Source organism: Streptomyces sp. NPDC051563, assembly GCF_044454225.1.
GTDB lineage: Bacteria > Actinomycetota > Actinomycetes > Streptomycetales > Streptomycetaceae > Streptomyces.
The window spans coordinates 113737-139829 of record NZ_JBITDL010000009.1; the positions used below are offsets into that span (position 1 = coordinate 113737).

Here is a 26093-nt window from a genome sequence, read left to right on the forward strand (position 1 = left end):
TCACGGGAATGCGGTACCGGGGACTTTTCCGGGTGGATCGGGGCTCGTCAAGAGGCGTATTAGTGGGACTTTCGGGGCCCTGCGGCCGTCGCGGAGAGTGGCGTCACGTCGTCGTTGATCGACCGATCCGACTGAGGAGACTGACCACCGCATGGCCATTCACGACCGCGGGCCGCTGCCCCTGACCCCGCCGCAGAACGGCGTCTGGTTCGCGCAGCAGCTCGACCCCACCCGCCTCGACTACACCATCGGCGAGTACCTGGAGATCCGCGGGGCGGTGGATCCGGAGCTGCTCGCCGAGGCGGTGCGCACCGTGGTGGCCCGGACCGAGACGCTGTGCGTGCGGTTCGCCGAGGTGGACGGGGTGGTGCACCAGATACCGGCCGGGCCTCCGCCGCTGCGGATGGACACGGTGGACGTCAGCGCTCACCCCGATCCGGACGCCGAGTCCGAGCGGCTGATGCGTGCCGAGCTGGGCCGGCCGACGGACCTGGCGAACGGGGACGTGTGCCGTCACCTGCTCGTGCGGACCGGTCCGCAGGTCCACCGCTGGATGCAGGGCTATCACCACCTCGTGGCCGACGGGGTCACCGGCTCGATCCTCGCGCGGCGCGTGGCCGAGGTGTACTCGGCGCTGGTCGCGGGAGAGCCCGTACCGGCTCACGGGAGCGCCCCGTGGGAGCGGATCGTGGCCGAGGAGGAGGAGTACGCCCGCTCCGAACGGTGCGCGGCGGATCGGGAGTTCTGGCGGGCCCGGCTGGAGGGCGCCCCCGAGCCCGTCTCCTTCACCGGGAGCGCCCCGGCGCCGGCGTCCGGTACGACGGTGCGGGTGAGCGGCGAGCTCGACCCCGCCGACGCCCGTACCCTGCGCGAGGCCGCGCGCCGGCACGGGACACGCTGGTCGGCGCTGGTGATGGCCGCGGCCGCCGCCCACCTGCACCGTGCCGGCAGCACCGAGGACGTGGTCCTCGGCCTGCCGGTCACCGGACGCACCACCCCCGACGCCCGCCGGGCGCCCGGCATGTTCTCCAAGGTCCTGCCGTTGCGGCTGACGGTGACCGGGGACACCACGGTCGGCGCACTGGTGCGGAACACCTCCGCCGGCATCAAGGAGGCCCTGCGCCACCAGCGGTACCGGATCGAGGAGTACACCGGGACCGGACCGCGGTCCTGGGACGCCGCGGTCAACCTCATGTCCTTCGACTACGAGCTGTCCTTCGCCGGCGCGCCCGCGTCGGCGCACAACCTCGCGGTCGGACCGGTCGAGCACGTCTCCCTCAACGTCTACGACCGTGGCGGCGACAGCCCGCTGACCGTGCAGGCCGAGGGCGACGCCGCCGATGTCGGCGCGGACGAACTCGACGCGCTGCGCGTGCGGTTCACCCGGTTCCTGGTCGCGCTCGCCGCGGCGGACGACGAGGCCCCGGTCGGCTCGCTGCCCTTCCTGACCGCCGAGGACGAGGAGCGCCTCGCCGGCCTCGCCGAGGGCGGCGGCGACCCCGCTCCGCGCGGCGGGCTGCTGCACACGCTGTTCGAGGAGGAGGCGGCGCGGGCACCCGAGTCCGTCGCCGTGGTCTGCGCGGGCGAGGAGGTCACCTACCGCGAACTCGACGCCTGGGCCTCGGACATCGCGGACCGGCTGCGGCCGGCCGTGGAGCCGGGCACCCCCGTCGGTGTGTGCGTGGAGCGCTCCCCCGCGATGGTCGCCGCTCTGCTCGGCGTACTGAAGGCCGGTGGCTGCTACGTACCGCTCGACCCCGGCCTGCCGACGGAGCGGATCGCGTACGTCGTGCGCGACGCGGGGCTGCGTACGGTCGTCGCCGGGCCCGGGACCCGGGACCGGCTGCCGCACGACCTGCCGTCCGTGGTCCTCGCGGGAGCGGTGGACGGCCCGGTCCTCGGTGGCCGCGCAGGTGCGGCGGTGCCGTCGGCCTGCGCCGCGTACCTGCTGTACACCTCGGGCAGTACGGGCGAACCGAAGGGCGTCGTGGTCCCGCACGCGGCGGCCGTCGACTTCGTACGCGGTCACCTCGCGCTGTGCGGCGCGGGCGAACCCGCCGGAGCCGCGGCGGCGGCGGGCGCCCGGCGTACGGAGCGGTTCCTCGGGTTCGCCTCGCTGTCCTTCGACGTGTCGGTCCTGGACGTCTTCGGCTCCCTGCTGAGCGGTTCCACCCTGGTGCTCGCCACCGATGCCGAGCGGGTCGACGTCGACCGCCTCCAGGCGTTGCTCGCCGGGCAAGCGGTGACGGTCGCCGACCTCCCGCCGGCGCTCCTGCCGCTGCTGGACCCGGCCTCCCTTCCCGAGCTGCGTTTCCTGTCCACCGGCGGCGAGGCCCCGTCCGGGGACGCCGTCGACCGCTGGGCGGCGGACGGCCGCGAGGTCTGGAACTCCTACGGGCCCACGGAGGCGGCCGTGTCCGTCACCATGCACCGGGTGGTACCGCCCTCGTACGGCCGGATCCCGCCGATCGGGCGTCCGATGGACCACCACCGGGCGTACGTGGTGGACCGGGACCTGCGGCTGCTGCCGCCGGGGGCGACCGGCGAGTTGTGCGTGGCCGGTGCGGGGCTCGCCCAGGGATACGCGGGGCGCGCGGCCATGACGGCCGACCGTTTCGTGCCCGATCCGTTCTCGGGTGTTCCCGGTGCGCGGATGTACCGGACGGGCGACCTCGTGCGCTGGTCGGCGCGCGGCGAACTGGAGTTCCTCGGGCGGGTGGACCGTCAGGTCAAGATCAACGGCCACCGGATCGAACTGGGCGAGATCGAGGCCGTGCTCGGCCGGCAGCCCTCGGTCGGTCAGGCCGCGGTGATCGTGCACGCGCCGGCCGGCGCCGCCCGGCGTCTGGTCGCCTTCGTGGCACCGCCGCAGGACGGCCCGGAGCCCGAACCGGAGCGATTGGCGGCGGAGCTGGGCCGGGTCCTGCCCGGCTACATGGTGCCCCGCACCATCGTGGCCGTGGACCGGCTGCCGCTCACCCCGGGCGGCAAGGTGGACCGCGCGCGGCTCCGCGTACCGCGGGCCGCGGCGCGTCCTGAGGGCCCTGGGCGCCCGTACGGGGCCGTCGAGGTGAGCCTCGCGGCGCTGTTCTCCGAAGCCCTCGGCGTCACCGCCGCTCCCGACGACAACTTCTTCGAACTCGGCGGTGACAGCATCACCGCCCTCACCCTGACCAGCCGGGCCCGGGCGCACGGCTTCTCCTTCACCTTGCGCGACGTGTTCGCGCACAAGACGGCAGCCGCCCTCGCCGCGGCCGTGGGTGAGCCGGCCACCGGTACGTCCCCGTCCGCCGCTCCGGCCGCCGACGCATGGGGTCCGCTGCCGGCGACGCCGGTCATGCGCTGGCTGCTGGACGGACCGGGCCCCATCGGGCGCTTCAGCCAGTCCATGGTGCTGTCCCTGCCCGCGGGCGCGGACGATGCGACGCTCGTACGGGTCCTGCAGTCGGTCGTGGACCGGCACGCGGCGCTGCGCCTCGGCGTGGCCGCCGGTCCCGAGGGACCGCTGTGCACGGTCGGCGAGCCCGGTTCCGTCGACGTGTCCCGGCTGTACCGCACCGTGGCCGTGGCGGGGCAGGAGGCGTCCTCCCGCGCCGAGGCCATGGCCGGGGCGGCGCGGGAGGCGGCCGGCCAACTGGACCCCGCTGCCTCGGTGATGCTGCGGGCGGTGCGCTTCGACGCCGGTGGGGCCGGGCCGGACCGGCTGCTGCTGTGCGTGCACCACCTGGCCGTGGACGGGGTGTCCTGGCGGATCCTGACGGCCGACCTGGCCGAGGCCTGGGAGGCCGCCGTAGCCGGGCGGGCGCTGCCGGCCGCCGACGGGGAAGTGTCGTTCCGTACCTGGGCCCGGCACCTCGAACTCCTGGCGCAGGACCCGGAGGTGCTCGCCGAACTCCCCTTCTGGCGCTCGACGCTGCAGGCCCCCGGGACGGAAGCCGCCCCCGGGACTCCGTGGAACCGGGTCCCCGACCCGGTGCGGGACACCGCGGGCACCACCCGCACGCTGACGCTCGGCCTGCCGCCCGAGGTCGCCGGCCCGCTGCTGACCGAGGTGCCCGGCGCGCTGCGCACCGGGCCGGCCGAGGTGCTGCTCGCCGGGCTGGTCCTCGCGGCCCACCGCCTGCGCTCCCCCGGGACCGCCACCGGGCCGCTGCTGGTCGACCTGGAGGGCCACGGCCGTGTCGACCGCACCGGCCGCCACGACCTGGCGCGCACCGTGGGCTGGTTCACCACCCAGTACCCGGTCCGCTTCGATCCGGCCGGCCTCGACCTGGATGCGGCGGCCCGGGGCGGCGAGGCGCTCGCCGAGCTGGTCGCCCGGATCCACACGGTGGTCGCCTCCGTACCGGACCACGGCACGGGCTTCGGCCTGCTGAGCCGCCTCAATCCGCGTGCCGCGGCGGAACTGTCCGCGCTCCCGCGCCCCCGGGTGCTCTTCAACTACCTCGGCCGGTTCTCCGGCGGTGACGAGGCGCCGTGGAGCCCCGCCCCCGAGGCGGGCGGACTGCGGGCCGACGTGGACCCGGCGATGCCCGTCGAGCACGCCGTGCAGATCGACGCCATGGCCGTGGACGGCGCCGACGGCACCGCCTTCACCGCGGCCGTCACCCATCCGCGGGCCCTGCTGAGCGACGCCGAGGCGGACGCCCTGGTGGCGGCCTGGGGGGAGGCGCTGCGCCTGCTGGCCGCCTGGACGGGCGCCGCGCGGCCCCGCAGGCTCACCCCCCGGGACCTGCCCCTGGTCCGGCTGACGCAGCCGGAGGCGGACGTCCTGTCCGCACGCCACGCCGGGCTCGTCGACGTGCTGCCGCTCTCCCCCCTCCAGGAGGGGCTCTTCTTCCACTCCGCCTTCGACACGGGCGCGATGGACGCCTACACCGGCCAGCTCGTCCTCACCCTTCAGGGCCCCGTCGACGAGCGCGCCCTGCGGACGGCGTGCGACCGGCTGCTGCGCCGCCACAGCGCGCTGCGTTCCGCCTTCACCGACCAGGGGCTGGACCGCCCCGTGCAGATCGTCCTGGAATCCGTGGAGGCGCCCTGGGAGACGGTGGACCTCGGCGGACTCGGATCCGCGGACGGGCAGCGCGAGTGGGAGCGGCTGCTGGCGGCCGACCGGGCCCGCCGCTTCGACCTGGAGCGGCCCCCGCTGGTGCGCTTCACCCTGGTCCGGTTCGGCGCCGAGGAGCACCGGCTGGTCATGACGAACCACCACATCCTGTGGGACGGCTGGTCCTCGGCGGTCCTGCTGCGCGAACTGCTCGCGGGATACGCCGAAGGCACCGCGCCCGCCGGGCGGAACGGGCCCGGGGAGAGCGGCCCGGTCGCGGAAGGGGTCGCGTACCGCTCCCACCTGGACTGGCTGGCCCGCCAGGACCACCGCGCCGCCGAGGCCGCCTGGAACGGCGCGCTGGCCGGGCTGGCGGAGCCCACGCTGCTGGGCGCGGCCGACCCCCACCGGATCGACGCCCTGCCCGAGCGGGCCGCGGTCGAGCTGTCGGCGGAACTGACGGCGCGGCTCACCGCGCGGGCCCGCAGCGCGGGGGTGACCCTCAGTAGCGTCGTCCAGGGCCTGTGGGCGGTGCTGCTGGGCCGGGTGACCGGGCGGGACGACGTGGTGTTCGGCGGGACCGTCTCCGGGCGCACCGCGGACGTCGCGGGAATCGACCAGATGGTCGGGCTGCTGATCAACACGCTGCCCGTGCGGTTCCGGATCCGCGAGGACGAGCCGCTGCTGGCCGCGCTCGCCCGGTTCCAGGACGAGCAGGCGGACCTGATGGACCACCAGCACGTCGGACTGGCCGGCATCCAGCGCGCCGTCGGGCTGGGCACCCTCTTCGACACGACCGTCGTCGTCGAGAACTACCCGCTCGACCTGGAGTCGATGCGGGACCTGGCCGGCGGGCCGCGGCTGACCGGGGTGGAGGGCTCGGACGCCACCCACTACACCGTCAATCTCATCGTCCTGCCCGGGGAGCGGCTGCGGCTGCACCTCGACCACCGTACGGACGTCCTCGACGCGCGGACGGCGCGCAGTCTGGGCGAGGCGCTGGAGCGCCTGCTGACGACCGTCGCCGACGCTCCCGCCACCCCGGTCGGGGAGGTGGACCTGCTCTCCGCGGAGCAGCACCGGCTGATCCGGGAGTGGAACGCCACGGCCGTGCCCGTCCCCCGCACCACGCTGGTGGAGCTGTTCGCCCAGCAGGTGGCCCGGACGCCGGCCGCCCCGGCGACCGTCTTCCGCGGCGAGCGCCTGACGTACGCCGAGCTCGACGCCCGTGCCGAGCGGCTGGCGCGGGAGCTGTGCGACCGAGGCGCCGGTCCGGAGCGGATCGTCGCGGTCGCCCTGCACCGCTCCACCGAGATGGTGGTCTCGCTGCTGGCCGTACTGAAGTCCGGGGCGGCCTACCTTCCGGTGGACCCCTCGCTGCCGGCGGACCGGATCGCGTACCTGCTGTCCGACGCCGAGCCCGTCCTGCTGCTCGCCGACGACACGGTGGCGGCCGCGCTGCCCGCCGCCGCGGGCCTGCCGCGGCTGGATCCGGGGGCCGTCCACGGCGGTGGTGGCGGTGCGCCGTTGCCCGCGCCGCTGCCCGCGCACCCCGCGTACGTGATCTACACGTCCGGGTCGACGGGGCGGCCCAAGGCGGTCGTCGTCGAGCATGCGGCGATCGTCAACCGGCTGCTGTGGATGCAGGACCGGTACCGGCTGGGCGCGGACGACCGGGTGCTCCAGAAGACCCCGTTCGGTTTCGACGTGTCGGTGTGGGAGTTCTTCTGGCCGCTGCTGACCGGTGCGGCCCTGGTCGTCGCCGAGCCCGGCGGGCACAAGGACCCCGCCTACCTCACCCGGGTGATCCAGGAGGAGGCGATCACCACCGTCCACTTCGTGCCGTCCATGCTGGCGGCGTTCACGGAGGACCCGCAGGCGGGCCGCTGCCGGTCGCTGCGACGGGTCGTGTGCAGTGGCGAGGCCCTGCCGGAGGAGTTGAAGAACCGATTCCTCGACGTGCTCGACGTGCCCCTGCACAACCTGTACGGGCCCACCGAGGCGGCCGTGGACGTCACGCACTGGGACTGCCTCCGCGAGGAGACGGGGCCCGTGCCGATCGGCCGGCCGATCTGGAACACCTCGCTGCACGTGCTCGACCCGCGGGGGCGGCCCGTCCCGGTGGGCGTGGCGGGCGAGCTGTACCTCGCGGGCGCGGGCCTGGCCCGCGGCTACCTGCGCCGCCCGGCGCTGACCGCGGAGCGCTTCCCGCTCGATCCGTTCGGCCCGCCGGGTTCGCGCATGTACCGCACCGGTGACCTGGCCCGGCACCGGGCCGACGGTTCCGTGGAATACCTCGGCCGCACCGACGACCAGGTCAAGATCCACGGCTTCCGGATCGAACTCGGCGAGATCGAGACGGCGCTGGGCCGGCTCCCCGGGGTGGGACGGGCCGCGGTCGTCGTCCGCGAGGACGTCCCGGGCGAGCGAAGGCTCGTCGGGTACGTCGTCCCGGAGGCCGGGGCCGCCCAGGACCCGGGACGGGAACCGGGACGAGCCCGAGCCCTGGGCCCGGATGCGGTGCCTGCCCCGGACACGGAGGCGATGCACGCCGAACTGGCGCGTTCCCTACCGGAGTACATGGTTCCGCTGCTGGTGGTCGTCGACGCGCTGCCCGTCACGGCGAACGGCAAGCTCGACCGCAGGGCGCTCCCGGCGCCGGCCGCCGAGGCCGCCGCCACCCGGTACGAGCCGCCCGCCGGGGAGACCGAGGAACTGGTCGCCATGGTGTGGGCCTCCGTACTGGACGCGCCGCGGATCGGCCGCCACGACGACTTCTTCGCCCTCGGGGGGCACTCGCTGAGCGCGACCCGGGTGGCGGCCCGGCTGCGCCAGTCCCTCGGGCTCGATCTGCCCCTGCACACCCTCTTCGAACAGCGGACCGTCGCCGCGCTCGCCACCGCCGTCGAGACGGTGCTGCTGGCCGAACTGGAGGCCGAAACGGGCCCGTTCGAGGAACGGTCCGAGACCGCCACCGCCATCACCACCGCCGACGGCGGCGCCCACCCCGACGCCGTCCTCGACGCCATCGACAGCGTTCCTTCACTCGTACTTCAGGGAGAGACCTCGTGACCACCCAGGAGAGCCTGCCCGCCGGTGTGGACGGCCGGCTGGCCGCCGCCCGCGAACTGCTGCGCCGCCGTGTGCGCGCGGCGCTGGACGACTCGGCGGCCGCCCCGGTCACCTCGGCGCCCCCCACCACGGCCGCCGACGGCCACGGCCCCGCCCCTGTCGCCTCATTCGCCCAGGAGCGGATGTGGCTGGTGGACCGGATGAGTGACGGCACCCCCGGCTATGCGATCCCCGAGGTCGTCCGGCTGCGCGGCCCCCTCCGGCCGGACCTGCTGCGCCGGAGCCTGACCGCCGTCGTGGCCCGCCACGCACCGCTGCGCACCGTCTTCGAGGAGCGCGACGGCGCCCCGCACCCCGTGGTCCTGCCCGCGCCGGAGGCTTTCCCGCTGCCGGTGCTCGACCTGGGCGAGGCCCCCCTCGCCGGACTGGAGGAGCGGGCCCACGCCCTGGCCCGGGAGGAGGTCCGCAGACCCTTCGACCTGGCGACGGGTCCCCTGCTGCGCGCCCTGCTGATCCGGCTCGGTGCCGAGGACCACCTGCTGGTGCTCGTGGTCCACCACATCGCGACCGACGGCTGGTCCATGGGGCTGCTCTGGCAGGAGCTCTCTGAGGGCTACGCGGCCCTGCTCGCGGACCGGCCGCTCCCGCGGGCGCCGCTCCCCCTCGACTACCAGGCGTACGCCCGTACCCAGCGCGAGCGGTTCGCGAGCGGGGCGATGAACGGGCAGCTGCGCTGGTGGGAGCAGTCCCTCGCGGGGCTGGAGCCCCTCGAACTGCCCGCGGACCGGCCCCGGCCCACCCGCCGCAGCGGAGACGGCGCGAGCCTGGACTTCGCCATCGACTCCCGTCTCACCGCGCGGCTGCGCGGGATCGCCGAGAGCGGCGGCGCCACCCTGTTCATGACCCTGCTGGCCGGCTTCCAGGCCACCCTGGCCCGCTGCTGCGGCCGCACCGACATCGCCGTCGGCACTCCGGTAGCCGGGCGCGACCGGGTGGAGCTGGAGCCCCTCGTCGGGTTCTTCGTCAACACCGTGGTGCTGCGCGCCGATCTGTCGGGCGAGGTGGGGTTCCGCGAGCTGCTCGGCCGGGTCCGCCGGGCGACCGTGGACGCGTACGACCACCAGGAGGTGCCCTTCGACCGGCTGGTGGAGCATCTGAACCCCGAGCGGGTCGGCGACCGCAACCCGCTCGTGCAGGTGATGTTCGCGTCGGCTCCGGACGAGACCGCCGGGCTGCGGCTGCCGGGCCTTGACGCACAGGTCGAACGGACCGACTTCGGCGGGTCCCTCTTCGACCTGAGCGTCTTCGTCTCCGAGGGTGCCGAGACGTGCTCCGGCTCGCTCGTCTTCGACACCGACCTGTTCGACCGGGCCACCGCCCAGCTCCTCCTCGGCCACTACCTGGAGCTGCTCGCCTCCGCCGCCGAGGAGCCCGACCGGCCCCTGGCCGGGCTGCTGCCCTCCGCCCCGACTGCGGCCCGGCTCGTCACCGAGGGCCACGGCGCGGTCCGCCCCGATCTCGCCCCGGCCACCCTGGTCGAGCTGTTCGCCGCTCAGGCCCGGCGCAGCCCCGGAGCGGAGGCTGTGGTCTGCGGCGCCGACCGCCTGAGTTTCGCCGAACTCGACGACCGGTCAGACCAATTGGCGGCCCGGCTGGCCGCCGCCGGGGTGGTGCGCGAATCGCCGGTGGCCCTGCTGATGGAGCGCTCGGTCCACCTCCCGGTGGCGATCCTGGCCGTCCTGAAGGCCGGCGGGCTCTACGTACCGCTCGGCGAGGGGTTCCCCGTCACCCGGCTGCACTGGATGCTGGAGCGGACCGGCGCCCGCCTGCTGCTCGCCGACGCCGCGACGGCCGGCCACGAGGCCGTGCGTACCTCGCCGGTGCCGGTGCTCGACGTCTCGGCAGTGGCAGAAAGCGCTCCGGTGGACGAAACACCGGTGGACGAGGCGCTGCTGGACGGGGCCCCGGCCGCCTCGCCGGGCCCGTACCCGCCGTGCTCGCCGGACCAGTTGGCGTACGTGATGTACACCTCCGGTTCCACCGGCGAGCCGAAGGGCATCGGCGTCACGCACGCCAACGTCGCGGCGCTCGCCCAGGATGCCTCCTTCGGCGCCGCGCACCGCCGGGTGCTGGCGCACTCGCCGCTGTCCTTCGACGCCTCGACGTACGAACTGTGGGTACCGCTGCTGTCCGGCGGGCAGGTGGTCCTGGCGCCGCCCGGCCGGGTGGACACCGCGGCCCTGACCCGGCTGGTGCAGGAGCACCGGATCACCTCGTTGTTCCTCACGGCCGCCCTCTTCAACCTGGTGGTCGAGGAGTGCGTGGAGCTCCTGACGCACGTGCGGGAGGTGTGGACGGGCGGTGAGGCCGCCTCCCCGCACGCCTTCGCCCGGGCTCTGGAGCAGGCGCCCGGGACCGTCCTCGTCAACGTCTACGGGCCCACCGAGGCCACGACCTTCGCCACCCGGCACCGGCTGGACCCGAGCGCCGGAGCCGTCGTGGACGGCCGGATCCCCATCGGCACCGCGCTGGACGACACCCGCCTCTACGTCCTGGACGAGCGCGGTCGCCCGGTGCCGCAGGGCGCCGTGGGCGAGCTGTGCATCGGCGGCACCGGGGTGGCCCGCGGCTACCTGGACCGGCCCGGCCTGACCGCGCGGCAGTTCACCCCCGACCCCTACGGCGTCCCGGGCGCCCGGATGTACCGGACGGGCGACCTCGCCCGGCGGCGCCCGGACGGCGCCGTCGACTACCTGGGCCGCAGCGACCAGCAGGTCAAGATCCGCGGCCATCGGATCGAGCCGGGCGAGATAGAGGCCCAGCTGACCCGCTGCCCGCAGGTCGGGCACGCCGCGATCGTGGTGCGCGCGGACGTCCCCGGCGAGCAGCGGCTCATCGCCTATGTGGTGCCCGCGCAGGGGCAGCAGGCCGAACCGGCCGAGCTGCACCGGGTGCTCGCCGCACGGCTGCCCGCGTACATGCTGCCCTCGGCGATCGTGCCGCTCGACGTGCTGCCGGTCACGCCGAACGGCAAACTGGACCGGCGCGCGCTGCCCGCTCCGCCCGAGGAAGGGGTGCACCGGGCCGAGTTCGCCGCACCGGCGACCCCGTCGGAGGAACTCGCCGCGTCGGTGTGGTGCGAGGTGCTGGGCACCGAGCGGACCGGCCGCCACGACGACTTCTTCGCGCTCGGCGGGCACTCCCTGCGGGCCACCCGCGCCGTGTCGCGGCTCGGTGCCCGCCTGGGCACCGGGGTACCGCTGCGGCTGCTCTTCGAACACCCGACGCTCGAACGGTTCGCCTCGGCGCTGGACGCCCTGCGTGCGGACGCCGCCGGCCCGGCCGGTGGCCGCGTCAGCGCGATCGGTGCCCGGCCCGCCGGGGAACCCGCGCCGTTGTCCTTCGCCCAGCAGCGCCTGTGGTTCCTGGACCAGCTCCAGCCCGGCCGCCCCGACTACAACATCCCGGTCGCGGCCCGGCTGCGGGGCCCGCTCGACGCCGACGCGCTGGCCGACGCGCTGAGCACGGTGGTGACCCGGCACGAGGTGCTGCGCTCCCGCATCACCGAGAGCCCGCGAGGTCCCGTACAGACCGTGGAAGCCCCGGAGGTCTTCGTCCCCGTCCGCACCGACCTGGGCCACCTGCCCGCGGAGGAGGCCCGTTCACGGGCGCTCGGCCTGGCCCACACGGATGCCGCCGCCCCCTTCGACCTGGGCTCCGCTCCCCTGCTGCGGGCCCGGGTGGTGCGGGTCACGGCCGATGAGCACCTGCTCGTCCTGGTCCTGCACCACACGGTCGGCGACGGCTGGTCGATGCCGGTGCTGTGGCGGGAGCTGTCCGGTGCCTACGCGGCGCTGCGCCGCGGTGAGCGTCCCGTGCTGCCGGAACTGAGCGTCCAGTACGGGGACTTCGCGTTCTGGCAGCAGAACCGGCTGGCGAACGGCGACGCCGACGCGGGGATCGCCCACTGGCGGGAGGCACTGGCCGGGCTCCCGGCCCTGGAGCTGCCCACCGACCGGCCGCGGCCGCAGGTGCGCTCCGGTACGGGCGGCTCCTTCGTCTTCGAAGTCCCGGCCGCACTCGCCGGGCGGCTCGGCGTGCTGGCCCGTGAGCGCGGCGCCACCCTGTTCATGGTGCTGCTGGCCGGCTTCCAGGCTTTGCTGGCCCGCTACACGGGCCAGGCCGACATCGCGGTGGGCTCGCCCATCGCGGGCCGCGACCGCACCGAACTGGAGCCGCTCATCGGCTTCTTCGTCAACACCCTGGTCCTGCGCACCGATCTGTCCGGTGACCCGGCCTTCGGTGAACTCCTGAGCCGGGTGCGCCGCACCGCGCTGGCCGCGTACGAACACCAGGACGTCCCCTTCGACCGGCTGGTGGAGGAGCTGCGGCCGGAGCGCGACCTCAGCCGCAACCCGCTGTTCGACGTGCTGTTCCAGCTGCATCCCGAGCAGCTCGCCGCCCTGCCGCTGGACGGTGTGGAGGTCGAGGACCTCGACACGTCCAACGGGACGGCCAAGTTCGACCTCAGCCTCGCGATGACGGAGCACCCCGGCGGTCTGACCGGCACGGTGCAGTACGCGACGGACCTCTTCGACCGGGCCACGGTCGAGCGGTTCGGCGCGCACTACCTGCGCCTGCTGGCCGGCGCCGCCGAGGAACCCGACGCACCGCTGTCGCGGCTGGACGTCCTGTCCCCGCAGGAGCACGCCGCCCTGCTCGGGGAGGAGCCGGGCCCGCGCGCGGACCGGCCGGCAGACCGGACGCTGCACTCCCTGGTCGCGGAGCAGGCCCGGCTGCGGCCGGACGCCCCCGCCGTGACCTGCGCGGGCCGCACCACCAGCTACGCGGAGCTCGACGCGGCCGCCAACCGGCTGGCCCACCGGCTGCGTCAGCTCGGGACCGGCCCCGAGACCACGGTGGCCGTGCTGGCCGGCCGCGACCTGCGCATGCTGGTCTGCGTCCTCGCGGTCCTGAAGGCCGGCGGCGCCTACCTGCCACTCGACGCGGGGCACCCGGCCGAGCGGGTCCGCACGGTCCTGGCCGACAGCGGTGCCCGACTGGTGCTGACGGCGGGCCTGCCCGGGGGGCTGCCCGCGGACCTGGCCGGCGCCGTACCGGTGCTGGACCTGGACCTGGACGCCGAGCGGCACCGGGTGGACGCACTGCCCGCGACGGAGCCGCCCGCCACGGCCTCCCCCGCGCACCTCGCCTACCTGCTGTACACCTCCGGGTCCACCGGCCGTCCCAAGGGCGTGGCCGTCACGCACGCCGCGATCACCGGCTATCTGGCAGCCCTGACCTCCACCTTCGGGCTCGGCCCCGACGACGCGGTGCTCGCCCGGACGGCGCTGACCTTCGACCCGTCGGTCCGTGACCTGTTCGCCCCGCTGACCACGGGCGGCCGGATCGTCCTCGCCTCCCAGGACGAGGCTGGGGATCCGGACGCCCTGGCCCGGCTGCTGCACGCCGAGGGTGTGACGGCGCTGCTGTCGATCGTCCCGTCGATGCTGGAGCCGCTGGTCGGCGCCGTGGCCGCGGGAGAGGGGCCGTCGCCGGCCCTGCGGCTGGTGATGACCACCGGTGAGGCGCTGACGCCCGGGCTGGCCCGGGCCGGGCACACCCTGGGCACGCCCGGCCGGCTGCGGCTGGTCAACCAGTACGGTCCGACGGAGTGCACCAACACCACCACCTGGCACGAGGTGACGGACGCCGACATCGAGGCGGGCCGCATCCCCATCGGCCGGCCGCTGCCCGGAGCCCGCGTGCTCGTGCTGGGCGAGCACCTCGAACCGCTGCCGCGGGGCGCGATCGGTGAACTCTTCATCGCCGGACGGGGGGTGACCCGCGGCTACCTCGGTGACCCGGCCCGCACCGCCGAGTCGTACCCTCCGGACCCGTACGGGCCGCCCGGTGCGCGCATGTACCGCACCGGTGACCTGGCGCGGCTGCGTTCCGACGGGGTGCTGGAGTTCCACGGCCGCCGGGACAACCAGGTCAAGGTCCGGGGTCACCGCATCGAACTCGGCGAGGTCGAGGCCGCCCTGCTGCGCCACCCGGACGTCGCACGGGCCGTGGCCGCCGCGCACGGCGAGGGCGCCGACCGGGCGCTCGCCGCGTACGTCGTCTGGCGGGACGGCACCGGCGATCCGGCCGCCGTACTGGACTTCGTACGCGCTGCCCTGCCGGCCGCCATGGTGCCGTCCGCGCTGGTGGTACTGGACGCGCTGCCGCTGACGCCGAACGGGAAGACCGACCGCAGGGCGCTGCCCGCGCCGGAGCCCGGCACGGCCGGCGGCCACCGCGCGCACATCGCCCCGCGCACCGCGCTGGAGCGGACGGTCGTCGAGGTCTGGGAGGAGGTGCTCGGGGAGGGCCCGATCGGGGTCCGCGACCACTTCTTCGAGCGCGGCGGGCACTCCCTGCGCGCCACCCGGGTCGTCTCCCGGCTGCGCGCCCTGCTGGAGCTGGACATCCCCGTTCACCTGCTCTTCCGGCATCCGGTGGCCGAGGACCTGGCACGGGCGCTGGCCTCGCTGGGTGCGTCGGACGCGTCGGAGCCGGTGATCCCGGCGCTGCCCCCGGGGCCGGGACCGCTCTCCTTCGGGCAGCAGCGGCTGTGGCTGCTGGACCGGCTCCAGCCGGGCCGGCCCGACTACAACATGCCCGGCGCCGTGCGGTTGACCGGGGCGCTGGACCGCGCCGCGGCGCTGGGCGCGCTGGAGGACGTCGTCACCCGGCACGAGGTGCTGCGTTCGCGGATCGAAGAGACCGAAGAAGGCTGCCAGGCCGAAGGGAGCAGCGCCGAGGCGGTGTTCGCGGCCCGGGTCGTGCCCGGTCCGGCCTCGATGTTCACGCCTCTGTTCACCGACCTGTCGGAGCTGGGTGCGACGGTGGCCGGGGAGCGGGCGCGGGAGCTGGCGGCTCAGGACGCCGCGCTGCCCTTCGACCTCTCCGCGGCGGGCCCGCTGAGGGCCAGGCTGGTGCGCATCGCCCCGCAGGAGCACCTGTTGGTGATCGTCGCGCACCACATCGCCTTCGACGGCTGGTCGGTGGGGGTGTTCTGGCGGGAGTTCTCCGCCGCCTACCGGGCCCGCACCCTCGAAGGAGCCGAGCCACTGTCGCAACTCGCCGTCTTCTACCGCGATTTCGCGTCCTGGCAGCGCGAGCGGCTGAGCGGTGAAGCCCTCGCGGACACCCTGGAGTACTGGCGGGGCCGGCTCGACGGGCTCGCCCCGCTGGACCTGCCCACCGACCGGCCCCGGCCGGCCACCCCGTCCGGGCGCGGCGAGCAGTTCTCCTTCACACTGCCCGAGCCGCTGCTGCGGGGCTTGCGTGAGCTGGGCCGGCGGCACGACGCGACCCTGTTCATGGTGCTGCTGGCGGGCTTCCAGGCCCTCCTGGCCCGCTGGTCGGGCGCTGAGGACGTGGCGGTGGGCTCCCCCATCGCCGGGCGCGACCGCACCGAACTGGAGCCGCTCATCGGCTTCTTCGTCAACAGCCTGGTACTGCGCACCGATCTGTCCGGCGATCCCGGCTTCGGCGAGCTTCTGGACCGGGCCCGTGAGACGGCCCTGGGTGCGTACGCCCACCAGGAGGTGCCGTTCGAGCGCCTGGTGGAGGAGGTGCGGCCGGAGCGCGACCTGAGCCGCAACCCGCTGTTCCAGGTGATGCTGGTGCTGGACGAGGAGGCCTCCAAGCCGCCCGCCCTGCCCGGCCTGGACCTCGAACCGCTCTCGCTGGCCAGCGGCGCTTCGAAGTTCGACCTGTCGCTGTACTTCGTCGAGGAGCAGGGGGCGCTGCGCGGCGAGGCCGTGTTCGCCACCGACCTCTTCGACCGGGCGAGCGTCGCGCGGATGACGTCGGCTCTGGCCGCCTTGCTCGCGGCCGCGGTCGCCGATCCCGCCACCCCGTTGGGTGCGCTGCCCCTGATGGACGCGGCCGCGGAGGCCCGGGTCCTGGAAGCGGGCGGCGGAGCCGCCGGGCCCGCCGCCGTGCGGGCGCTGCCCGCGCTCCCCGCGCTCCCCGTGCTCGTCGGCGAGCAGGCCCTGCGGACGCCCGGGGCCGTCGCCGTGGACGACGGCGAACGGACCCTCACCTACGCCGGGCTGTGGGAGACGTCGGGCCGACTGGCCCGGGAGCTGGCCCGCCTGGGTGTGGGTCCGGAGACGGCGGTGGCCGTGTGCGCGGAGCGCTCCGTTCTGCTGCCGGTGGCGCTGCTGGGCGTGTTGCGTTCCGGCGGCATGTACGTGCCCGTGGACCCCGGGTACCCGGCCGACCGGATCGGCTACATGATCGCGGACAGCGGCGCCCGGGTGCTGGTGGTGTCGGGTCTGGCCGGCCCCGCCGAGGCACCGGACGGGGTCGTGGTGCTGGACCTCGACGCGCTGACCGGGGCCGCGGCCCCCGCCGGCCGCGCGCTCGGACCCGAGCGGGCCGAGCGGCCCGAGCTGGCCCCGGAGCCGGAGCAACTGGCCTACACCCTGTACACCTCGGGTTCCACGGGACGCCCGAAGGGGGTCACCGTCCCGCACCGGGCGCTGGCCAACTTCACCCGGGACATGGTGAGCAGGCTGGAGCTGACGGCCGGTGACACGGTCGCGGCGGTCACCACCGCCTCCTTCGACATCGCCGTGCTGGAGCTGCTGGTCCCGCTCGTGTGCGGTGCGACCGTACGGGTCGTCGACCGGGAGACCGCCCGCGACGGCGCCCTCCTCGCGAAGGAGCTGGACGCGGCGCCGGTCACGGTCGTCCAGGCCACCCCGGCGACCTGGCACCAGCTGATGGAGTCCGGCTGGCAGGCACCGCGCGTACGGGCCCTGTGCGGCGGCGAGGCGCTGCCGCCGGCGCTGGCCGAGCGGATGCGCGCGGCGCTGGGCACGGTCCGCAACGTGTACGGGCCGACGGAGACCACCGTGTGGTCCACGGCCCACCTGCTGTCCGGTCCGGTCGGTGACGGGCCGGTGCCCATCGGCTCGGCGCTCGCCAACACCCGGCTGCACGTGCTGGACGCGCACCTGCGGCCGGTGCCGGTCGGTGTGTTCGGCGAGCTCTACATCGGTGGCGACGGGGTGGCCCGCGGCTACCACGGGCGGCCGGCGCTGACCGCGGAGCGGTTCGTACCCGACCCGTACGCGGCGGGCGAGCGGCTGTACCGCACCGGTGACCTCGTACGGCGCCTCGCGGACGGCGGCCTGGAGTACCGCGGCCGGGCCGACGGCCAGGTGAAGGTGCGCGGCCACCGGATGGAACTCGGCGAGATCGAGTCCGCGCTCGCCCGCCACCCGCGGGTGGCCTCGGCGGCCGTGGCCGTCCACGGCACGGGGGTGGACGCCGTACTGGCCGGCTACGTGACCTGGCGGGACGGGGCGGGCGAGCCCCGGGAGCTCGACGGGCTCGGCGACTTCCTGCGCCGGGACCTCCCCGAGTACATGGTGCCGGCCGTCCTCACGGCGCTGGAGCGCCTCCCGCTCACCCCGAACGGCAAGCTCGACCGCAAGGCGCTGCCCGCTCCTTCGGCGGACGCGGTACGCGGCGGCGGCGCGGGGCGGATCGCCCCGCGCGACACCACCGAGCTGCGGATGGCGCGGCTGTGGGAGCAGACCCTGGGCACGTCTCCGATCGGCGTGCGCGACGACTTCTTCGCGCTCGGCGGCCACTCCCTGAAGGCCTTCGCCCTGATGGCCGCCGTGCGCCGGGAGTTCGGGGTGGACCTGCCGCTGAACATGGTCTTCCGGCGGCGCACCGTCGAGCATCTCTGCGAGGCGCTGCCGGAGGCGGGGGCGGCCGCGGCCCGGCTGCTGGTCCCGCTCGCCGACGGGGACCCGTCCCGGCCGCCGCTGGTCCTGGTCCACCCGAGGGGCGGCGACGTCGTCTGCTACCGCGACCTGGTGCGGGACCTGTCCGCCCGTGCCGGGGGCGACCGGCGGATCCTCGGCCTGGAGTCGGTTGGCTACAACACGGGTGAGACCCCGCTGGAGCGGGTGCCGGAGATGGCCGAGCGCTACCTGGCAGCGCTCCGCGAGGAGCAGCCGCAGGGCCCGTACCTCCTCGCCGGCTGGTCGTTCGGCGGCACGGTGGCCTACGAGATGGCCGCCCGGCTGGAGGCCGTGGGTGAGGAGGTGGCCTTCCTCGGGCTGATCGACGCGGCGGCGCCGGGCGCCGCTGCCGGCAGCCGGTCCCGCTCGGCGGGGCCGGGCGATCCGGACCTGCTGCGGTACGGGATCGCGGCGGGCCTCGACGCCGGCTCGGCGCGCGAACTGGACGAGGAGGAACTGCTCGACGTCCTGGTGCGCCGGGGCCGCGCGGAGGGCACCCTTCCCCGTACGTCCCCCACCGAGGCCCTGCGCAGGCTCCTTCGGGTCGCCGAGGCGAACGGCGCGGCCTCCGCCGCCTACCGCACCGACGCCGTCCTGGGTGTCGACCTGCACCTGTTCACGGTCGACGAGCGCCACCCGGAGCTCGCGACCCCGCTGGTGGACCCGGCGGCCTGGCGGTCCCGCACCCACGGCGCCGTCGTACGGGCCGCGGTCCCGGGCAACCACCACGACCTGGTGGACCCCCCGCACTGCGCCGCGCTGGCGCAGCTGCTCGGCGCGGCATTGCCCCGCTGACCCACCGCCCCGTCCCGATGACCCAGCCGCATCACCGATCCGTATTCCGCATCACCGATCCTTCCTGGAGAACACCGTGAACGACGCGTCCCCGCAGCAGTACCTGGTCGTGGCCAACGACGAGGAGCAGTACTCCCTCTGGGAGGCCGGCCGGTCCGTCCCGCCGGGCTGGCACGACCAGGGCGTGCGCGGCACCAAGGAGGCCTGCCTGGAGCACATCGAGCGGGTGTGGACCGACATGCGCCCACTGAGCCTGCGCGTGAACATGGCCGGCTGACCCGACGATCCCCGGGCACCACTCCGCTCCGGCGGTCCGCGTCGCGGGCCGCCGGGGCGGTGCGGTGGTGCCGGAAGGAACCCCGTATGACCGGCTCGTATCCGGGCGGCCCCGCATCGTCGCGCCGCCCCACCCCGCTGGCCGCCCTGGTGGCGGCCTCCGGGATCTCCTCGCTCGGCATGGCCGCGACCCTGGTCGCCGTGCCGTGGTTCGTCCTGCACAGCACCGGCAGCGGCACCCGGACGGGGCTCGTCGCCACCGCCGAGGTACTGGGCCTGCTGTGTTCCGCCGTGCTCGCGGGCCCGGTGGTCGACCGGCTGCCCGTACGAGCGACGAGCGTGGGGGCGGACCTGCTGACGGCCGCGGCGATCAGCCTGATCCCGCTCCTGCACTCCTGGGACGCCCTGTCCCTGCCCGTCCTGATCGTCCTGGTCTTCCTGGTGGGGGCCGGCCGCGGGCCTGCCGACACCGCCAAGCAGCTGCTGCTGCCCGCCGCGATGGAACGCGCCGGGGTGACGGCGGAGCGGGCCACCGGATGCGTCGAGGGAGCCCGCCGGATCGGCATGATGGCGGGGGCGCCGCTGGCCGGTCTGCTCATCTCGACGGTCGGCCCCGTACGCACCCTGTACGCGGACATGGCGGCGATGGCGCTGTGCGCCCTGCTCCTGGCGGCCCTGGTACCGGTGGCTCCGCCGGCCCGGCAGGCCGGAGGAGCGCCGGGCGGCTCGTACGCCGGGGAACTACGTTTCGGTGTCGCGCAGTTGCGCCGGGACCGCCTCCTGGGGGCCATGGTGGGGGTCCTGATGCTGACCAACGCCCTGGACGGGGCGCTGAACGGGGTCCTCTACCCGGCCTACGGAACCCAGGTACTGCGCAGCAGTGCCCTGTTCGGGGCGATGATCACCTCCATGGGCGCAGGCGCCCTGCTCGGGGCGGCCCTGTACGGCTGGGCGGGCCACCGGCTGCCGCGGCGCGCGGTCTTCGTCGGGGCGTTCGTGCTGGTCGGGGCGGTGCGCTGCGCGGCCCTGGCGGCCGAGCCGCGGGTACCGGTGCTGCTGGCGGCGCTGGCCCTGTCCGGGATCGGGTCGGGGGTGGTGGGGCCGCTGATGATGTCGGTGGCCTACGAGCGGGTGCCCGAGGAGGTGCGGGGGCGGGTGTTCGGCCTGCTGGTGGCCGCCGCGCTGGCGGCGACCCCGCTGGGGATGCTGGGTGCGGGCCTGGTCCTCGACGTCTCGGGGCTGGTGGCGGCGCTTCTGGGTACGGGGGCGCTGTACCTCGCGGTCACCCTGGCCCCGCTGGTCTTCCCGGTGTGGCGGGAGCTCGACTCCCGCGGCTCCGGAGCGACTTCGGGGATCGCGGAGACCCCGGAGGGGCCGGCCGGGTGCCGGGTCGGCTCGTCGACCCCGCCTAACGCAGGAATCCTGACCGAACAGACATAGTTGGTCCGGTTTTGCGGCCCCTCACCATCGGGCCAGGCAGCTTGATGAGCTGGCCGACCGAACGTCAAAACGCCCCCGGCACGGCAAGGTGGGTCCTGCACCGACCGGTGCGGACCGCCCACGAAGCAGTCCGCACGCACACCAGACCGCTCGTCTTACTGGGGATCCCATGCTCAAGCGTTTTGCCATCGCCCTGTCCGTGGCCGCCTCCGCAGTGCTGCTGCCCGCAGTCGGCGTCGCACAGGCCGCCGACGACACCTCGGCCACGACCTCGACGACCGCCACCGGAGGGGAGAACAGCACCACGCCCCCGGCGACGCGCCAGTTCGTGACGGCCGACGGCCGGGTGTTCACGGCCGACACCGGCTCTCTGGGCCACCGCAACCGCGACACGGCCGACAGCTCCTGGGGAGGCTGAGCCGGCCCGCCCGTCAGGGCGGCCGGAAAAGAGGGGGGAGGGAGGATCGCGTCGCGATCCTCCCTCCCCCCTTTCCGATCGGCCCCGGAGCGGCTGCCGTCAGCCGCCCTGGGGCCCCAGACAGACGACGGCGTACTGGGCTCCCTGCGCGTCGATGTACCGGCGCGACCAGCCGGGCGGTACGTACAGAAGCTCACCCGGCAGCAGCCGGCACTGGAAGGACTCCGGCCGGCCGCTCTCGCCGGTCCCCGCCAGCTGCCAGGTGGCGGCGCCGGCGATCTGGTGGACCAGGAGGTGCTCCCGGCCCCCGGGCTGCGCGGTCCAGACGGCGTCCGTCCCCCCGGCCAGGGCCGATCCGGGGGTCTCCACCCGGTCCAGCCGGACGGACAGGCCGGTCAGGGCGGCCAGTTCGGCGGTGAAGCGGTCCGCCTGGGCCGGCCGCACACCGCCCTCCGCCGGGAGGGCGTCCGCGTCGTCGGCGTCGCCGAACGCCGGGTTGTCGTACTCGGGCCACAGCACACCCGGCGCCCGGTCCAGGTGGACCGAGAGGAACAGGACGATCTCCCGCAGGTGCGGGGCCGCCCGGCCCCGGTCCGCGTGCGTCACGTCCATGGAACGTCCCTCTTGCTTCGGCGACTCGGCAGCTCTCATCCCAGCAGCATGCGACACGCCCGCCACCTGCGACAGACACGAGAACGCGTGACACCTGGCTCAGGAGGGTGCTACGGCACCGCCCTCCTCCGCCTCGTCGGCCTGTTCGGTGTCGGGACCCCGGTCCAGCAGCCCGCGCGCGGCAGCCGCCACGCCCGCCTGGAAACGGCTGCCCGCGCCGAGCTCCTGCATGATGTCGGCGATGTGGCGCCGGGCCGTGCGCAGCGACATGCCCAGGCGCCTGGCGATGGCCTCGTCCTTCAGCCCGGCCCCCAGCAGCCGGATGATCGTTTCGTGGATCTCCCGGGCCACCTCCTCCAGGCCCTGGCCCGCCGCGGCCGAGAAGGGCGAGGCCAGGTCCCAGGTCTGGTCGAAGATGCTGCACAGGTAGGCGACGGTGGAGGGCTCGCGGATCACCACGGCGCCCCAGCTGCCGTCGGCGACCGGGATGAAGGCCAGCTCCCGGTCGAAGGCGATGAGCCGGCCGAACAGTTCGTGCGCCGTGCGGTACTGCGCCCCCAGGGCGGAGGTGGCCGCGACGTAGGCCTGGCTCGGTCCGTTGAACCGGGCCGTGTGGTGGTAGAGCGTGCGGATCGAGATGCCCCGCTCGAGCATCGTCTCGTCCCGCCGCAGCGCCTCCTGCATGGCCTCCGGCACCCTGCTGCCGCCCCCGGGCTGCGAGCTGAGCATCTCGGTGGCGCAGTTGAGCGAGGCCCGGTTCAGTGCCCCGCGCACGTCCTCCAGGCTGGCCAGCACCTCCAGCGACTCCCCCGTGGATCGGCGGCCCAGATAGTGCGGCAGGAAGCGTCCCAGGTCCTCACGGATCGAGCTGATCTCCCGCTGCTGGTCCCGGATCCGCGCCTCCAGGGGCGCGACGAGCTGCTCGGCGGCGGTGTCCGGGGCCACGGCGAAGGCGACCGACGGGTCCGCCGGGCTCACGTGCAGCAGCCGTGACGCGCGTAGACGCTCCACGCTGCGGCAGACGTCGACCGGGTCGAGCCCCGTCCCGGCGGCCACCGCCTCCTCGTCCACGGTGCGGTGTTCGAGCACCCAGCCGTAGACATCGATGTCAGCATCGGCGTTCTTCGGATCCGGCTCCGCGTCAGATTTTTGCATTGCCCTACTTTGCACTTTTCACCCCGGGTCGCTTTGCTGCCAGGCACCTTGGTGAGGTGCCCGCCCCCTGGCGCCAGGATATGCAGCGGGCAAGGCTGTACGGGACGAACAGCAGCGGGGATCCGGCCACTTCAGGACCCGGGACGACCGAAACGGTGTGATCACGCAGAGCGTGATCACACCGTCGCCCGGGGGCACCCCCGCCGCTCTCCTCCCCTTCACCTTCGCCCTTCACCATCGATCCGGAATCCGGAGCCCCACATGCTGGACAGCACCCTCACCGCCCCCGCACCGGAACTGCCCGCCCTGACCCCCCGCGAGCACGAGGTGCTCGCCTACCTCGCGCAGGGACACACGTACCGGATGATCGCCTGCCAGATGGGGCTGAGCCCGCACACGGTCGACACCTACCTGCGGCGGCTGCGCAGCAAGACCGGTTCGGTCAACCGGACCCAGCTCACCCACATCGCCTTCCGGCTGGGCTACTGAGCCTCCCGCCCGGCCGGGGCGACGGTGTCCGGAGCCCCGAGGTCCGGGGCCTCGTCCTCGAACTCGCGCATCCGGCGCAGCGGGGAGCACAGCAGGACCAGCGGGGCCAACGACAGGGCGGCGGCGCACAGCCACAGCGCGTCGCGCACGCCCAGCAGTTCACCGAGGAACCCCGCCAGCAGGCCGCTCAGCGGCAGGACGCCCCACACGAGGAAGCGCATCGTGGCGGTCATCCGGCCGAGCAGGTGCGGCGGGCAGACGGTCTGCCGGTAAGTGACCTGGCAGATGTTGTAGAGGGTGACGCCGGCCGACTGGACGAACGAGCCCAGGACGAAGAGTCCGATCCTCCAGTCCTTGTCCGCGAGCGGGAGCAGGAGCCCGAACGGCATGGTCACCAGGAGCGACAGCCACGTGAGCCGGGCCGCGCCGACGGCCCGGGTCACCCGGTCCGCGACGGTCGCCGCGAGCACCGAGCCGATCGTGGCCGTCGTCAGCACCCAGCCGACGGCCGCGGGCGGCAGCCCCACGGTCCGGGTCAGGAAGAGCACCTCGATGGCCATCACCGCGCTGAGGAACAGGTTCACGGCCGCTGTGTTGAGGGCGATCAGGCGCAGCACGCGGTGGCTCAGGACGTAGTCCAGCCCCTCCCGGATGTCCCGCAGCAGGTGGCGGCGCGGGGCGGGCTCCGGCTTCTCCTCGCGGACGCCGATCCGCCCCAGCAGGACCACGGAGACCAGTGAGGTGACGGCCTGGCCGGCCAGCGTCCCGGCGGCGCCGAGCAGTTGCACCAGGAAGCCGGCGATGCCGGGGCCGGCGAACTCGGCGCCCGACCGCACCGTCTCCAGCTTCGAGTTGCCCGCGGTCAGGGTGTCCTTGCTGATGAGCGTCGGCAGGTAGCTCTGGTCGGCGACGTCGCCGAACAGCCGGGCGCAGCCCAGCAGCAGGGCGACCGCGTACAGCAGCGGCATCGAGTGCAGGCCGAGCAGGTAGGCCACCGGCAGCGCCGTCAGCAGGACGGTGCGCGCCAGGTCGGCGGCCATCATCACGCGGCGCCTGCGCATCCGGTCGACCCAGGCCCCGGCCGGCAGGCCCAGTACCAGGAAGGCCGCGTGTTCCGCGGCGGCCAGCAGGCCGGCCTGCATCGCCGAGGCGTTCAGGGTGAGCACCGCCATCAGCGGGAGGGCGACGTAGGTGATGCTGCTGCCGAGCTCGTTGCAGATGTGCGAGGACATGAAGAGACGGAAGTCCCTGCGCTGCCGGTGCTCCACGCTGTGCACGGGATCGGTGGACTCGTCGGTGGTGACGGACACGGGTGCGTTCCTTGTCTGGGTGCGGACGGGGGCCGCGGGTCGCTGGTTCATCGGGGGGCGGGCGCGGGGAGCGCCCGGGGGTCGAGCTTGCCGCCGGGGGTGCGCGGCAGCCGCTCCATCAGGGTCACGGTGGCCGGTACGAGGTACCCGGGCATTTTGGCCAAAAGGTGACGGCGCAGGGCATCCGGCGTCAGGCCGCTGCCGGGGGTGAGGGCGGCCCAGGCGGCCAGTTGCGGTCCGCCGGCCGCCGCGACGGCGCGGGCGACCACGTCGACCACGTCCGGGTGGGCGGCCACGGCCGCCTCCACCTCCTTGAGTTCGACGCGGTGGCCGCGGATCTTGACCTGGTCGTCGGCGCGCCCGAGGAAGACGAGCGGGCCGCCGGGTGCCCGCGTGACCCGGTCGCCGGTGCGGTACATGCGCTCGCCCGGGGCGCCGGCGAACGGGTCGGCGACGAACCGCTCGGAGGTCAGTGCCGGCCGGCCGTGGTAGCCGCGGGCCAGGCAGGAGCCCGCCAGGTAGAGCTCGCCCGGGGTGCCGGCGGGAGCCTCGCGCAGCTCCTCGTCGAGGACGTAGGCGCGTACGCCCGAAAGTGGTTCGCCGAGCGGGATCAGTTCGTCGCCCGCGAAGGCGGCCAGTTCCGCCGGTCCGGGCTCGTAGGAAGTGGCGGTGATCGTGGACTCGGTGAGGCCGTAGCAGCTGACCACCGGGGGGTGCCCGGCGGCCGCCCAGCTCACCAGGTCCGCGGTCCGGCCCGCGTCGCTGCCGATCACCACGCGGCGCAGCGCGCCCGGCAGGGCCCGCGGGGCGCGTTCCAGGTCCTTGGCCCACTGCGTCCAGTACGGGGTGGGCAGGTTGACGACGCTGATCCGCTGCTCGGCGAGGAACGGTTCCAGTTCGGCGGGCGAGAGGAGGTTGTCGGTGACGAAGACGGCGGTGCCGCCCGTGCACCAGGTGGGCAGTGCCTCCTCCAGGCTGACGTCGAAGGCGGGGGCCGCGAACTGCAGCACCGCGTCCGCGGCGGTCAGCGCGTAGCGTTCGGCCAGGGTGGCGACCTGAGCGGCGAGCCCGGCGTGGCCGACCGCGACGGGCTTGGGCAGCCCGGTGGAGCCGGAGGTGAAGAGCACGTAGGCGAGGGAGCCCGGGGCGGTGCGGGCGGGCGGTCCGGCCGCCGGCGTGGGGGCTGTGGTGGTCGTGGCTGTGGTGGTCGTGGCGAAGGTCGTCGTGGCGGTGGTGGTCGTGGCGGCCCAGAACAGTTCGCGCCCGGTGCGGCGTTGCAGCATCGCGGCCGCGTACGTGTCCGGGGCGACCGCATGCCGGGTGCCGGCGGCTTCCAGCAGGGTGCGCAGGCGCTCGTCGGGGGCGTCGAGGTCCACGAGGAGGGCGGCCGCGCCCGCGTACCAGATGCCCAGGAGCCCCACCGCCCAGTGGATGCCCCGGCGCACCCCCAGGAGCACGGTGTCCTCCGGTCCGGCGCCGGTGGCGCGCAGCTCCTCGGCCACCGCCCGGGCCCGCCGGTCGAACTGGCGGTAGGTCAGCTCCCCCTCGGCCGCGCGGACGGCGATGGCCTCGGGTGTGGTCCCGGCCCGGTGCGCGATGCGCAGGGGCACGGGGGTGGTCTCGGTGGGGCTCATGGTGGTGGTGTCTCCTGGGGATACGGG

The 26093-nt window shown here is 74.8% G+C and carries 10 protein-coding genes; 6 read left to right on the forward strand and 4 right to left on the reverse strand.

The window, feature by feature from the left end; genetic code table 11:
* Window positions 1-151: 151 nt before the first annotated feature.
* The 5 genes from ACIA8F_RS13160 (at window position 152) to ACIA8F_RS13180 (ending at window position 20866) form a co-directional block, all read left to right on the forward strand.
* On the forward strand, window positions 152-8119 hold the full coding sequence (locus ACIA8F_RS13160; RefSeq protein WP_399378399.1) for an amino acid adenylation domain-containing protein: 7968 nt from the start codon (window positions 152-154) through the stop codon (window positions 8117-8119).
* Window positions 8116-18732: an amino acid adenylation domain-containing protein gene (locus ACIA8F_RS13165; protein WP_399378400.1), complete on the forward strand. Its 10617-nt coding sequence runs from the start codon at window positions 8116-8118 to the stop codon at window positions 18730-18732. The genes ACIA8F_RS13160 and ACIA8F_RS13165 overlap by 4 nt, the downstream gene beginning before the upstream one ends.
* Window positions 18733-18808: 76 nt before the next feature.
* Window positions 18809-19009, forward strand: a complete 201-nt coding sequence (locus tag ACIA8F_RS13170) for an MbtH family protein (RefSeq protein ID WP_399378401.1) — start codon at window positions 18809-18811, stop codon at window positions 19007-19009.
* Window positions 19010-19095: 86 nt separating this feature from the next.
* Complete coding sequence (locus tag ACIA8F_RS13175) at window positions 19096-20448, forward strand: MFS transporter (RefSeq protein WP_399378402.1); 1353 nt, start codon at window positions 19096-19098, stop codon at window positions 20446-20448.
* Window positions 20449-20617: 169 nt separating this feature from the next.
* Complete coding sequence (locus tag ACIA8F_RS13180; protein WP_399378403.1) at window positions 20618-20866, forward strand: hypothetical protein; 249 nt, start codon at window positions 20618-20620, stop codon at window positions 20864-20866.
* 99 nt (window positions 20867-20965) lie between these two features.
* On the opposite strand, the gene ACIA8F_RS13185 is transcribed toward ACIA8F_RS13180, so the two are convergent.
* Both ACIA8F_RS13185 and ACIA8F_RS13190 read right to left on the reverse strand, forming a co-directional pair.
* Window positions 20966-21478, reverse strand: a complete 513-nt coding sequence (locus tag ACIA8F_RS13185; protein ID WP_399378404.1) for a hypothetical protein — start codon at window positions 21476-21478, stop codon at window positions 20966-20968.
* A 99-nt stretch (window positions 21479-21577) separates the two neighbouring features.
* Window positions 21578-22633, reverse strand: coding sequence for a LuxR C-terminal-related transcriptional regulator (locus tag ACIA8F_RS13190; RefSeq protein ID WP_399378405.1), 1056 nt, complete (start codon window positions 22631-22633; stop codon window positions 21578-21580).
* 261 nt (window positions 22634-22894) lie between these two features.
* On the opposite strand from ACIA8F_RS13190, the gene ACIA8F_RS13195 reads away from it, so the two are divergent.
* Window positions 22895-23122 (forward strand): response regulator transcription factor, encoded by a 228-nt coding sequence (locus tag ACIA8F_RS13195; RefSeq protein WP_399378406.1) that lies wholly within the window; start codon window positions 22895-22897, stop codon window positions 23120-23122.
* Here ACIA8F_RS13195 and ACIA8F_RS13200 read toward each other — a convergent pair.
* The gene (locus tag ACIA8F_RS13200; RefSeq protein ID WP_399378407.1) at window positions 23116-24432 is read right to left on the reverse strand and encodes an MFS transporter; all 1317 of its coding nucleotides are present in this window, start codon (window positions 24430-24432) and stop codon (window positions 23116-23118) included. The two genes, ACIA8F_RS13195 and ACIA8F_RS13200, sit on opposite strands and share 7 nt — an antisense overlap.
* A gap of 47 nt (window positions 24433-24479) precedes the next feature.
* The gene (locus ACIA8F_RS13205; protein WP_399378408.1) at window positions 24480-26066 is read right to left on the reverse strand and encodes an amino acid adenylation domain-containing protein; all 1587 of its coding nucleotides are present in this window, start codon (window positions 26064-26066) and stop codon (window positions 24480-24482) included.
* Window positions 26067-26093: the final 27 nt, after the last annotated feature.